This is a genomic window from bacterium 336/3 (genome assembly GCA_001281695.1).
Lineage (GTDB): Bacteria > Bacteroidota > Bacteroidia > Cytophagales > Thermonemataceae > Raineya.
In genome coordinates, this window is sequence record LJIE01000001.1 from 3,601,959 (window position 1) to 3,616,676 (window position 14,718).

Below are 14,718 nucleotides of genomic sequence, written 5' to 3' on the forward strand. Positions count from 1 at the left end.
CTCCAAAATTTTGGAGCTTTTTAGTTTTTTATTTGAATGCAGGAATACCTGTAATTTCGTGACCTAAAATGAGCAAGTGAATATCGTGTGTACCTTCATAAGTAACCACACTTTCAAGGTTCATCATGTGTCGCATAATAGGATACTCGTTTGTAATACCCATACCACCATGTATCTGGCGAGCTTCACGAGCTGTATTCAAAGCAATTTCAATACTATTACGTTTTGCAAGTGAAATTTGAGATGAAGTAGCTTTTCCCTCATTCATCAAAGAACCCAAACGCCAACAAACCAGCTGAGCTTTGGTGATTTCTGTAAGCATTTCTGCTAATTTTTTCTGTATCAATTGGAATGCTCCAATCGGCTTACCAAACTGAATACGCTCTGCTGCATATTTACGAGCAGACTCATAACAATCCATGGCTACACCCAAAGCTCCCCAAGAAATTCCATAACGAGCTGAGTCTAAGCATTTCATAGGAGCGTTCAGCCCATCAGCCAATGGTAATAAATTTTCTTTAGGAACTTTTACATTATCAAATACCAATTCGCCTGTAATGCTTGCTCTCAAAGACCATTTTCCATGTATTTCAGGAGCAGAAAAGCCTTCCATTCCTTTTTCTACAATTAAACCTTTGATTCTACCATCTTCATTTTTAGCCCAAACCACAGCCACATCAGCATAAGGTGAATTTGAAATCCACATTTTAGCACCATTGAGCAAATAATGGTCTCCCATGTCTTTGAAATTGGTGACCATTCCACTTGGATTTGAGCCAAAGTCTGGTTCAGTTAATCCGAAACACCCCAAAAACTCACCACTCGCCAATTTTGGTAAAAACTTCTTTTTCTGCTCTTCAGAACCAAATTTATAAATAGGATACATCACAAGAGAGCCTTGTACCGAAGCCGTAGAACGCATACCAGAATCACCTCTTTCCACTTCTTGCATCATCAGACCATACGAGATATAGTCTAATCCACCACAACCATATTCTTGAGGTAAAGTAGGACCAAAAACACCCAAATCACCAAATTTTTTCACAATCTCATAAGGAAAGTGATTATTTTCATACCATTGTTCGATATAAGGAGAAATTTCTTTTTTTACAAAATCTCTAACAGCTTGACGAATCATTTTTTGTTCTTCATTGAACAAGTCATCCAACTGATAGAAATCTGGATGTTCAAAAGTATCTTGTTTCAATCTTTTTTCAAATACTTTCGTTTTTGCGTTGTTTTGTCCTTCTTGGGTAAGCATAATTTATTGTTTTTTAAAGGTTTTATAGACTGCCTTTACATGAAGCAATTACAATTTGTTTACTTTCAGTGTTTTGCAAAAATAGTTTTTTTTAATCAGATTACAAAGAAAAGCCTTTATTTTGAAGTAAAGATGAAGATCACCCCTGTTTCCCAATGAAAAAATATTTTGTTTTTTAGAAAAATTCCAAATAAAAAATCGCATATTTACATTCATTTTTTATATTTATTCTACTGAAACAACAAGACACAAAATCATCATGAAGAAACTCTTTACGAGTCTATTATGTACGCTATTAGTTATGCAAGGGATTGCACAAAATAGCCTAGAAAAAGTAGTAACCTACTTGAAAAATCAAAAAGGCATCATAACCAAGTCAGAAGACTGGAAAGTAACTGATGAAATTTCTTATCCTGAAACTGGTATTACTTATGTTTATTTACGTCAAGTACATCAAGGAATAGAAATTTACAATTCTTCAATAAGTATCATGATAAAAAATGGTGAAGTAAAAAGCTTTGCGGGGAATATTTATCAAAATTATAAAGTTGCTTCTTCTCGTTTTGGGTTACAAGCACCTGATGCTATCAGAAAAGCTGTACAAGAGCTTTCACCTAAAAATGCTCTCCTTCAAGTTCGATTACTTCCACAAGCAGGGCAAAATAAATCAGGATTTGAAGTTTATGATAAAGGCTCTTTTTCTTATGAAAATGTGCCTATCAAAAAAGTTTATTTCTTAGATGAAGAAAACAAGTTACAAACAGCTTGGAATTTATCTTTCGCTCCTATAGGTACATCTGACTGGTGGGATGTAGTAGTAGATGCTAACAATGGCAAAACGATTCATAAGGCTAATTGGACAACCAAATGTAACTTTGACCATTCTTCAACAAGAATTCCTTCAAAACACAATCATTCTCAAGCATGTACAAATGCTTCTATTAATAATAAACGTTCAGATGGTGCATCTTACAGAGTTTTTGATTTACCAGTAGAAAGTCCTATTCATGGAGGTAGAACATTGGTAACTAACCCTGCTGATGCATTAGCTTCTCCTTTTGGCTGGCATGATACCAATGGGGCAGTCGGAGCAGACTTCACAACTACCCAAGGAAATAACGTACATGCCTATGAAGACCGAGCTAACACTAATTCACCTGGTTTTAGCCCTGATGGTGGAGTTTCTTTAGTTTTTGATTTTCCTTACACAACCACCACTCTACCAGCAGACTATCTAAATTTTGCTATTACCAATACATTTTTCATGAGCAATATGATTCATGATATATTCTATCATTTAGGTTTTGATGAGCCTTCAGGCAATTTCCAAACCAACAATTATGGTAGAGGTGGTGCTGGAAATGATGCCGTTCGTGCAGAAGCTCAAGATGGTAGTGGAAGAAATAATGCTAATTTTGGTACACCTCCTGATGGCTCTAACCCTCGTATGCAGATGTTTATCTGGGATGCTCGTACAACCAATAAGTTTTTGACTATCGATTCTCCAAGTGGTATTGCTGGAGAATATGTTACAGGAACAGCACAATTTGGTGCTACTATCACAAGTACGCCTGTAACAGGCAATTTGGTTCTTGTAAATGATGGTTCTGCAACTCCGACACTTGGTTGCTCTGCAAGTCCTGCTGGTTCGCTTACAGGTAAAATTGCTGTAGTAGATAGAGGTGATTGTGCCTTTACTATCAAAGTAAAAAATGCTCAAACAGCAGGTGCAATTGGTGTTATTATTGTAAATAATGTATCCGGTAGTGTTGGTAATATGTCTGGAACAGATGCTACCATTACCATTCCATCTGTGATGATTAGTTTAGAAGATGGTGCAAACATCAAGACTACCTTGCAGACACAAACAGTTTCAGGTTCTTTGGTTACCACACCCAGCCCAACAGTAGTAGATACAGATAGTGATTTAGATAATGGTATCATCATCCATGAATATGGACATGGTATTTCAACACGTCTCACAGGTGGTCCTGCAAATTCAAGTTGTTTGAACAATGTTGAACAAATGGGTGAAGGCTGGAGTGATTATTTTGGTATTGTATTAACGATGAAATCTACAGATACTCCTACACAACTAAGAGGTGTTGGAACGTATGTAATGGGACAAGCTACAAATGGAGGAGGTATTAGACCCGCTCCTTATACTACAAACAGAAGTGTAAATAATTTTACTTATTCAGATTTACCTAATACATCTATTTCTCAACCACATGGAATTGGCTTTTTGTGGTGTACAATGCTTTGGGATATGACATGGAAATTTGTAGATAGATATGGTTTTGATGCAAATTTAAAAACAGGTAATGGTGGAAATAGAAGAGCCTTAAAATTGGTAGTAGAAGGTTTAAAACTACAACCTTGTAGTCCTGGTTTTGTAGATGGTAGAGATGCTATCTTAAAGGCAAACAAAGAACTTAATGGTGGAGCAGATTTGGACATTATTTGGGAGGCTTTTGCTGATAGAGGTTTAGGTTATTATGCCAGTCAAGGTAGTTCAAATAATAGAAACGATGGTGTAGCTGATTTTACTCGTCCTCCACTTTGCCCTGCTGATGCAGGTAGTTTAACACGCCCAAGTAATACAGGTAATGGTGTTATCAAAATAGAAAAAGGTAAAGATATTGGTGCTTTTAGAAGAATTTACAATAATACAGATCAAAGAGATCCTGCTGATCCTAATAATACTTATACATTTGGGGAAAATTATACCTATACATTTTTACTTACAAGAAATGATACAATTATTGTAAGTAATCTTACAGGTGATTTTGATTATAGTACTTTGCCAGTAGGAATATACACTTTATGGGGAATGTCTTTTAAAACTCTTCCTACAAGCCTTAATACATATTTAACTGGAAAAGTAAAAATTAATACTATTCAAGCTGATATTACAGCTGGTTCTGTTTGTGCAGAATTAACAAAAAGTTATTCCTCAGGTAGTGAAGCTTCTATTGAGATTATTAGTACTAATAATGGGACAACTGATCCTTTAAGTATATCAGAACCTTTGAGTGCTAAAACACAAATTTACCCTAATCCTGCTTCTAGTGAATTTAACTTAAATATTACTGGAGAGGCTGGTAAACTATTTAATCTTACTATTTACAATGCACAAGGTAAATTGTTAGAAAAACATACTATCAACACCAATTCTGTTAATTTCACAAAGAAATTTAACCTTAGCAAATGGTCAAGAGGTGTTTATTTAATAAAATTAGAAAATGAAGGAAGAATTTTCACTGATAAACTCGTTATTGAATAAAAAATATAAGTCTATTGTAAATAAAGGCTCGCTAAAAATAGCGAGCCTTTATTTATTTATTCTATCATTAATTGAGCCGTTTGAGCTCCAATATTAGTACCAATAGCTACTCCCATTCCATTGAGTGCCACCCCCAACGCTATATTAGAGGAACAAAGTTCCACAACAGGCTTTCTGTTAGGTGTATAAGCCATAATACCAGCCCAAGTTTGTTCTATTTCAAAGTTTTGATTGGGTAAGATAAGCGTAGAAAGTTTAAGCTTGAGATTATCTATAATTTTTTCAGTAGTTATCATCTCTGTTGTGGTTTCGCCTTCAAAATCAATATTGCGACCACCTCCGAATAAGATTTGTTCTTTTCCCACATTTCTAAAGTAATAAAAGCCCTCATCAAAATGAAAATTACCTTTAATTTTGAGATTTTTAATAGGCTTTGTTACCAATACTTGCCCACGCCCTGGTTTTATAGATAAATGTGAAAAAAATTGGTTGATGAATGCATTCGTACAAATAGCTACCTTTTTAGCTTTAAAGTTGATATGATTATTCACTAAAATTTCTACTCCAGACTTAAAATCCTTAAACTGATTCACTGTGCAACCATTAAGAATTTTCACACCCTTTTTCTGAAGATAATTAAGTAAACTTGTGATAAGTTTTCCTGTATGCAATTGTCCTTCAAAGGCATTGTTTACCAGTATTTTAGCAAGGCTATTATTCAAGCCAAAATCTTTTATCTTATTTGGATGAGTTATTGAAAATACATCTTTATCAAATATTTTCTTGAGTAGTTTATTAAGTTTTTTTATTTTATCCTCGAAATTTTCAGGTACATCTAAAATAATCTCATGGCTCCCTGTTTGTTCGAATCCAGTCTTATTATCTAATAACCGTTTTCTTAAAGCATTTAAGCCTTGCCATCTTTTATCAACAAGTTCTAACATAGCTTCTTCACCTACATGGTCAATATCCCATAATAATTCCGTTGGATTCCCAAAACATGCAAAACCTGCATTTTTTGTACTCGCTCCCAATGGAAATACACCTCTTTCTAAAATCAATATTTTTTTGCGAGGAAATTTTTCTATAAGAGTAGCAGCCGTAGATAACCCTACTATCCCACTCCCCACTATAATATAATCATAGTTTACAAATGACTCTTTTTCCCAAAAGCTCAACATAAAAGTTTAATCTATTTTAAATCGTATCATTATGATAAAGATAGTGTTTTTGTAGTATTTTAAATAAAAAAGCCTACAAAAAGTAATATTTTGTAGGCTTTCAGCTTGTTTATAAAATTTTCTATTCTATTACTAATTTCCTTCTTACAAGTCCTTTATCTGTCTGAATAAGAACCCAATACAAACCTTTTGATACTTGGGGTAAATTTATTTGCTCTTGGTCATCAATTTTGGTTTCATAGACAATTTGTCCTAATTGATTCAGTATTTTAAATGATGCATTCTGAATATTGAGGCTACTACTCTTTATACTTATCTTAGTATTAGCAGGATTAGGATAAATAGAAAGTTCATTATCTATTTCTTTTTCTAAGGCAGTCGTAAAGCTGATACCTTGTAGTGCTATATTCTGTGATAATGCAGGCGTTATATTTGTTTTGGTTGCCATTACCCTATACACATAATTTTTAGCATATTCTATGGTGTTGTCAGAATAAGTCGTTTGGTTTGCAGATACCGTTTTAATGGTTGTAAATACACTTGTTGGAGCATTTTCTCTTCTTTGAATTTCAAAAACTGTTTCATCCGAATTGTCTTGCCAAGCCAAATCTACCTGCCCTATACAATACTTTTCTCCCAACTCGTTGGTTTGTAAGTTTGTAACAGAAAGTACAGGTTTACCCATATCTACTGTAATATCAGAACTAAAGGAATCTGTTGTTGTACCATTAGATACAGTCAAGGTAACTTTATATACTCCCGATTTTGCAAAAGTAACAGCAGGAGGTGTTTTTCCTGAAAATGTACTTGGAGAAGCACCACCTAAACCATTTACATCAAAATTCCAGTTCCAATTAGTAATATTGGGTGTAGAATGCGTAAAACGAGATGATTCATCTGTAAAATTTACTACTAAACCATTCACACCTGTTTCTTTATCTTTGGCATATTTAGCGAATAATTTATTGAGTGTAGTAACTGTTGCTGAAGGATTTAGAGATGCTCCACTAATTATGAGAGAATAATCTTGCGAAGCTGTAAGCGTCCCCTTATGATATATTTCTATACTATAAACTTGACCAATTACTGGGCTTTCTATGATAATTTTTTCAACATTATCCCTCACATTATCACCTTTGGTTGCAGGTGATGATGGATTTGCAGGGTCTAAAATCCAAGGCATATAAAAGTTTGTTCCTTGCCAAGCTCTTATATCAAGGTCGTGTACAAGCATTTTATTTGCAGGATTTACCACACCACCTTGGGCAGGTGTGCCTTTAGGGTCTGTCCAAGCAATTGTAATTTCAATTGGATCAGTGCTTAATGCAGTTACATTTAAAGTGTGAGATGTTCCATTTGTTAAAGTTCTTTCTTGAATAAGAGCTGATGTACCATTATTGGTGATCATTTCAGCTGCTTTTTTTACATTCACCAATCCCCAACCAAACGCATAATCTGGTCCGGGAGCTATACCTGCTTCATCTGCTGTATGAATAGTAAGAGCTTTTAAAGTTGCAGCTTTCATAAAATTACCACTATTTATATTTTTATAGTGTTGTTGAAGCAAAATAAGAGAACCTGCCACATTAGGTGTAGCCATAGATGTACCATTCATAGACCCGTAGGCATTATCACTTCCTGATACAGAAGAAAAAATTCCTACACCAGCTCCTACTACATCTGGTTTGATGCGACCATCATCAGTAGGTCCCCAACAGCTAAAAGTAGACATTACAACAGAAGTCGCATCTACATAATTGGTTTGGATATTTACTGCTCCAACAGTTAGTACATTTTTTGAAAGTCCTCTACCTGTAATTAAATCATAACCACCACTACCAGTATTTGCACTTGTATTTCTATCATTACCAGCAGCAAAACAAGGTAAGTAATAAGGGGCATTATAAACTAAATTATCCCAATTGGCAGCATTGGTATCGTAGTATCCAAATTGCCAATTTTGTAAGCTGGAAGCCAAATAACCATAGGAGTGATTTGAAACTAACAATCCTTCTGCTGCTTGGGCTGTTGCCTCACTCAAATCAGAATTCCAGTCATTTGCCCAGAGAGTTCCTTGATGAGCCATTCCTTTTGCTGAACCGTTTACTCCTGTAGCAATGAGTGTTCCTGCCACATGAGTAGAATGGTCATTAAAAGTAGAAGCACCATCTTTTTGAAGTACACGTGATGTGGCAAACTCTTGGTGAGAACCTCGAACAGCTCCACCATCCCATTCACCTATAATCATCCCTTGTCCGTTTAGGTTTAGTCCTAAACTTCCACCATTCCATAAAGCATTTGCTCTTGTAGTAGTAGCAGCATTCAAATTACTGAATGAAACATTGTATATAGGCACTCCATATTCAAAGTATTGTAAATCAGCAATTCTACCATCTTCTAATTTTTTGAATATAGGAATATTTTTTTGTTGAGCTATTTGATAAGCTACTTCTTTTTTCTTCAGATAATCTAATCGAAAAGATTCCTCTAATTTTTTGAGTTCCTTTAGATTAGTTTTGCTTTGTATCACTTTCCTCTCAACAATATTTTGAGCTGAAACAGAAGAAATTCCCAACGTTAATAAGCAACAAACATATTTTAACATAATCATTGAATTAAATAATGAACACAAAACTAATTATATATTTAAGGATTTTTACTATCATAAAATTGTATTAATCGAGCAATATCCTCTTCTTTTTTCATATCCAGTTTATTATTTTTAATATATTCCTCCCATATTTTTTTATCCCCTCCTAATACTTCTAAAATTGATTTTTTATTTCTTTTTACTAATATTCCTTTCGAATCTTTATAAATATACAAATCTTTTTCTTTTGAATAGGTATATTCTTGTGTAGTAGAACCATAATTGTTACTACCTAAATTTTGAAGCACTGAAAAGTGTTTCGTGATTAATTTTATTTTCTTTGATTGATAATGTACCAAAAAGAAATTGGTAGCATCGTATTTTTCTATCCCTTCTAAACCACTCAAAAATGTATATTCTCTACCATTCAACTTTAAGGTAAAACTTAGAATGCTACCTTTAGGAAACTCGAATACCCCTTGTTCATTCTGCATGATGATTTTATCTTCTACTATGTTATACTTTAACTTAGGAACAGATAATCCTTTGGTATCTATATTGATAGATAAGCTTCCTTCACACCAACTTTCTGTAAAAAACATATTGGATTCATCCAAACTCTTGCCTGTTGTGGTTAGAGGAGCAAGTGTAATTCCTCCAAAACTGGGAGTTAAATTTAAGTTTTGAGCATTAGCCCAACCGCTTATCATGATGAAAAATGCAAGTAATACATATTTTAGTTTCATAATCTTTCTATTTTATAATGAATACAGCTACAGCTATAAAGCAAATAGAGTGGATATGATTATATCCACTCTATTTACTCATACTAACTCATTATTGTTTTGTATAAGTGTGTGTATTATTTTCAACTACCGCTCCTGTAGCAGTAGTAGTGATACGATAAGGTACAACCATGTTACCATTACACAAGTTACAAGTTGGGGTACCAGTGCTTACAACAGTCAATGTTCCTGAAGTTTGAGAAGGAATAGCAACTGCTCCTGTAGCTTTGGTAATTACATAATTGATAGTTCTACTATCATCCCAAAAATTATTCATCTGAATAGTTAGAGTTGTAGCTGTTTCTGATACTTCAGTAGAAGTATTAGCATATGTACCATAACCAGGCTCAAGAGTGCTATATGCTCCTATAAATTTACTTTTGATAAAAGGGCATCTTCCTCTGATAACAACTCTGTGAGTCTTATAATTTTCACTCAATCTACCTTTAGTAGTGCTTGTCAAGTTAAATCTTACAGCTACTGGTAATGCAGGGTCAACGTTATCATCAAAAACTCTAAATCTCAAGAATCCAAAACTCTGACCTGCAGGAATTACTACAGTGGGAGTTAGTAACTGATAATGAACACCTGCTACAGCAGTTGTTCCACTTACATCAGCTCCAGCACCTACTTCAACAGCAATTGTGATGTCCTCTTTTTGTTGAGGTCCTACCAAGTTTATTTTCAAAGAATCTGTTAAAAATAAACCATCACTAATAACAGAATACTCACGAGTATCTTTAGTGTTTGCATCACCTTGTTGGGTAGCTTTCTCAATTTCTATGAGTATATCCGTGAATTTTATCTCTGTACCTGGCTCTTTGAAAAAACAAGCGTTCAAAGAAAATATTGCCGTAAGTACAAAAAGTGATTTTATAATATATCTTTTCATAAGATCATCTAATTTTAAAATTTGATTAATAACCAGGATTCTGTACTAATTTAGGATTGATACCAATTTCTGATACAGGTAGCGGAGCAAGTAAACGAGGGTCACTTGCAGATAAAGCTGCTCCTTGTGCAGGGTCTTTAGCAATAGCCAAGCCTAAACGTTTCAAATCAAACCATCTGTGTCCTTCAAAAGCGAATTCAATTCTTCTTTGTAAAAGAATTTCATCCGTAAGGGCTGTTCCTGTTGGTGTTACAGCCGTCAAACCTCTGTTAGTTCTTAGTCTGTTTAAGGCAGTTTGAGCAGCAGCATCATTTCCACTTCTTGCTCTACCTTCAGCTTGTATCAATACTAATTCAGCATATCTGATAACAGGTACGTTTTCTAAGAATGCACCTTTTTCACCACGCCATTTATAACATTCTACGCCTGGTAAAGCACTCCATAGGCCTCTTCTTGCATCAGCAGCTACAATAACTGCATTCAATGTATTAGAACCAGCTATTGCATTTACGGGACCTGGACCAGGTAAAGGTAAAGCTGAAGTAGGAGATCTGCTCCAAGAAGATAATGAGTTATTTACACCATCTACTGTTGACCAGTCACCAGCATTGATATCTATTTCAAATAATGATTCAGGATGAATAGTTGTGTTGAAAGAACCAACATGAGCACCACTATTTGTAAGAACAGCTCTTGGAGTAGCTTGGTTATCAACTGTATTCAATGCTAAATCAGCCATATCTGCAGCTTCTGCAAAACGACCAGCATATAAATAAACTCTTGCTAATAAAGCTTGAGCAGATGCTAAGTTTGCTTTGTTAGGAAAACCTACATTAGGGATAGTTTCAAATGCGGCTATCGCTTGTTGTAAATCCTTGATAACAAATTCATAACTATCTGCAACAGAAGCACGAACAGCACCATCGGCATCACTTGCACCTCTTGTAGGTTTGCTTCTAAGAACAACTCCAGAATTGAAACCAGAAGCATTAGCAGGCTCATAAGAATATGCTCTTAGTAAATCGTGATGGCAAAGAGCTCTTAAGAAGAGAGCTTCTGCTTTTACTCTTTTTCTTAAACCATCAGACATTCTAATTTGAGCATCATCAGTAGCCTCAATTACATAATTAACATCATTAATCGCTGCATAAGGGCCACCAGTCCAAAAACCATAATGAGAAAATACTTGGTTATTGATTTGTGTTGTGTAACGACCAGTATTGGTTGCTATTTTTGCATTATCAGCCAATACATCACCTAACAACATAAAATCTCTTCCATAATATTCAAACTGATGGAGTCTTCTATATGCAGAAGCAAGAGTACCTTGTACACCCACTGAGTCAGAAAGTGCAATACTAGCATTTAATTGAGCTCTTGGTGTTTTTTCAAGGTAACGGTTACAACTTGTCCCTAAAAATAGAGCAGAAGCAACATATAATATATTTTTAATTTTTTTCATATCTTTTATGCTATTTTAAAGATTAAAATCCTAAGCTTGCACCAATAGAGAACTGTCTTCCTTGAGGGAATTGGTTGATACCATTCAATAAAGAGGTAACGTTACCAGTTGTACCTACAACTTCAGGGTCAATAATATTAGACTTTGTGAATGTTAGTAAGTTTACTGATTGAACAAATACTCTTGCAGACTTGAATCCTTTCAATCTTTCTGCAGGAATAGTATAACCCAATGTTACAGTTTTAAGACGTAAATAAGATGCATCTTCAAGATAACGTGTTGAAGCTACACTTGTACTTACACCATTATAAGTTCCAGCAAGACTTGCTCTTGGTACATTGGTGATATCACCAGGTTTAGTCCATCTATCCAAAGCTTTTGTAACGTTATTATCACCACCTTCCATACTATTGTGTAAGTTAGCCCAATAATCACTGTTATAAGCTACGTTTCCATACTGATATTGCCATAAGAAATCAAGAGTAATTCCTTTGTAGCTCAAGGAGTTATTCCAACCACCAAAAATTCTAGGAAGAGAAGAACCTTGTATTTTAGAATCTCTAAAGTTGATAGCATTTGTGTTAGCATCCACTACATAACCAAGTGGTTGATAAATGATGTTATTGTTAGCATCATAGTACATACCTTGTCCTGTAGCAGGGTTTACACCAGCATAAGTAGGTAAAGCATAGCTATTTACAGAGTAATTTTTGAAAACCTCTACACCACCCACTAATAATAGATTTCTGCCTTCAGGTAATTCTAATACCTTATTTTCTTGGTAAGTAATATTGAATGAACTTGTCCACTGTAATTTTTCAGGGTTGTTGAAAAGAACAGCTCCTACTTCAAAGTCAATACCTTGGTTTCTAATTTTACCAACGTTTCTGATAACATTAGAAGGTCTTACTCCCGCATCACCAGCAAGCGTTACACTAAATAAAGCATCTTCAGTATCTCTTCTCCAGAAATCTAATGAACCAAAGATTCTATTACCTCTTAAAAAGCCATAGTCTACAGCTACGTTAGTTTGTCTTGAACCTTCCCAAGTAATCAAGTCATTACCCAAAGTATTAGGACGAATTGCGTTTGTACCTGCATATACACCAGCACCAGCAAAAGTAGTAACGTTACGGTAATCATCAATTTCAGAGTTACCTACATAACCATAACTTGCTCTAAGTTTCAATTCGCTTACTTGGTCTTTGATATCTTGCATGAAAGCTTCTTCACTGATTCTCCATCCTACTGATGTAGCATAGAAATTACCATATCGAGAGTTTGCACCAAATTTAGAAGAACCATCTCTACGGAATGTACCATCAATGAAATATTTTTCTTTGAAGTTATATTTTGCTTGTCCAAAGAAACCAGCTCTATCACTTTCAAATACGTTACCACCTACAGTAGATACTGTAGTAGAAGTTGTTCCATTCGCAACACCACCTGTAAGTACAGAGATACCTGGGTTCACAGCTCTACCTAGAGCAGATGTAAACATAGCTTGTCTGAAACGATACTCATAACCAGCTAAAGCAGTAATGTTATGGTTTTGTCCAATTGTTTTATTGAAATTAACAGTATGACTGGTGTTCATGCTCAAATCTCTATCATATCTATTTGTCATGTTACCAGGAGCAAATGCTGCAATTGAAGCAGGTCTGATGTTTTCATCTCTGTTGTTCAACCAATCAACACCCACAAAAGATGTAACTGAGAAACCACCACCAATAGTATATGTACCTCTTAAGCTGTTTACAAATTGTACACCAGAACCTCTACGAACTTCTTGGTTTACACCTTGAAGAATGTTGTAGTTAAAAGATAATACACCATCCGTATATTGAGCAAAAGAACCATCAGGGTTGTATCCATTTTTAGTAGGAGCACTCAAGAAAGCACCAAAGAAAGGAGAGTTTAAGAAGTTACCTTCACCACCAGCAATTGAACCAAAGATACCTTGTACAGAAACACTGTTGTTAGATTGTAATGCAAATCTCTTAGAAGATTTTACATCAATGTTTGCTCTCAAAGTTAATCTTTCCCATTGATTCTTAATAATTTGTCCTTCTTGTCTCTGATAAGCAGCACTTACATAGAATCTCGATTTATCACCACCACCAGAATAAGTAAGGTCGTAAGTACGTAAACGTGCTGTTCTGAACATGTTTTTCTTCCAATCGAAGTTTGTTAAATTAGGGTCATCAGGATTACCATACAAAGTATTGGTATTTGCAATAGCTGCATCAATCTGAGCTTGAGTAGGAGCGGCAATTTGAGGTTGGAATAAGTCATTTACAGCACCTTCTCTTTTTAAAGTAGCATATTGTCTGCCATTTAACATCTCATGTAATCTGATAGGTTGTACAAAACCTTCTTGCATCGTGAAAGAGAAGTTGTCTGTATTTTTCTTACCTTTTTTAGTTGTAATAATTACAACACCATTTGCAGACTGAGCACCATAAATTGCACCAGAAGCAGCATCTTTCAATACTTCAATAGATTCAATATCATTAGGATTGATTGAACCTAAAGTATTTGTAGAACCTTGTCCAGATGTAGCACCAGGAGTTACTTGTACACCATCTATAATGTATAAAGGAGCATTACTTGCAAGTACAGATCCTGTTCCTCTAATTCTTACAGTAAGACCACCACCTGGAGCACCACTTGCAGCATTTACTGCTACTCCAGACATACGTCCTTGCATTGCTCTATCAAAACTTTGCATAGGTAAGTTTTCGAAATCTTTACCAGATACACTTGTAAGAGCTCCAGTTCTTGTGGTCTTATCAATTACCTGACCATAAGCATTTACAACAATACCAGTGATTTCTTCATCACTTTCCATTGTAGCATTTACACTTGTTTGGTCTCCCACCACAACTGCTTTATTTTTGTAGCCAACACCACTGAATATCAATGTTGAGCCTTTTGGTACAGCGATAGTATAATTACCATCAGCATCTGTAACTGTACCTAATTTTGTTCCCTTTACGGCAACACTAACCCCAGGGATACCAAGACCTTCTTTGTCGGTAAGTTTCCCGGAGATAGTTACGTCTGTTTGCCCCAATGCCTGAAATACAATCAGCAACATCAAAGCAAAACCCAGAAGTAGATTCTTTCTCATAAGTTAATTGGGTTTTGAGTTTAACATTTAATTAAAATTGAAATACTTTTTTTGAGAACGCCAAAAAAAGACAATAGTTTGAATAATTGCAAATTTATCAGCATTTTTTTTGCTAATATCATAGTGAG

Annotated in this window: 6 protein-coding genes and 2 pseudogenes; 1 reads left to right on the forward strand and 7 read right to left on the reverse strand. The window is 35.0% G+C overall.

All coding sequences use genetic code 11. The features are described 5' to 3' along the window. Nucleotides 1-28 precede the first annotated feature (28 nt). Nucleotides 29-1,261: an acyl-CoA dehydrogenase gene (locus tag AD998_16950; protein KOY87594.1), complete on the reverse strand. Its 1,233-nt coding sequence runs from the start codon at nt 1,259-1,261 to the stop codon at nt 29-31. Between the two features lie 259 nt (nt 1,262-1,520). Between AD998_16950 and AD998_16955 the strand changes: the two are divergent. Next, a pseudogene (locus AD998_16955) lies at nt 1,521-3,794 on the forward strand (hypothetical protein). Between the two features lie 809 nt (nt 3,795-4,603). Here AD998_16955 and AD998_16960 read toward each other — a convergent pair. The 6 genes and pseudogenes from AD998_16960 to AD998_16985 form a co-directional block, all read right to left on the reverse strand. Beyond that, nucleotides 4,604-5,728 (reverse strand): hypothetical protein, encoded by a 1,125-nt coding sequence (locus AD998_16960; GenBank protein KOY87595.1) that lies wholly within the window; start codon nt 5,726-5,728, stop codon nt 4,604-4,606. A gap of 967 nt (nt 5,729-6,695) precedes the next feature. Continuing rightward, nucleotides 6,696-8,339, reverse strand: a pseudogene (locus AD998_16965) (hypothetical protein). Nucleotides 8,340-8,374: 35 nt separating this feature from the next. Then, on the reverse strand, nt 8,375-9,064 hold the full coding sequence (locus AD998_16970; GenBank protein KOY87596.1) for a hypothetical protein: 690 nt from the start codon (nt 9,062-9,064) through the stop codon (nt 8,375-8,377). Nucleotides 9,065-9,155: 91 nt separating this feature from the next. Continuing rightward, nucleotides 9,156-9,995 (reverse strand): hypothetical protein, encoded by an 840-nt coding sequence (locus AD998_16975; GenBank protein ID KOY87597.1) that lies wholly within the window; start codon nt 9,993-9,995, stop codon nt 9,156-9,158. Nucleotides 9,996-10,020: 25 nt separating this feature from the next. Then, the gene (locus AD998_16980; protein KOY87598.1) at nt 10,021-11,457 is read right to left on the reverse strand and encodes a hypothetical protein; all 1,437 of its coding nucleotides are present in this window, start codon (nt 11,455-11,457) and stop codon (nt 10,021-10,023) included. A 22-nt stretch (nt 11,458-11,479) separates the two neighbouring features. Further along, entirely contained in the window at nt 11,480-14,590 is a 3,111-nt protein-coding gene (locus AD998_16985; protein ID KOY87599.1) for a hypothetical protein, read from the reverse strand. Nucleotides 14,591-14,718 lie beyond the last annotated feature (128 nt).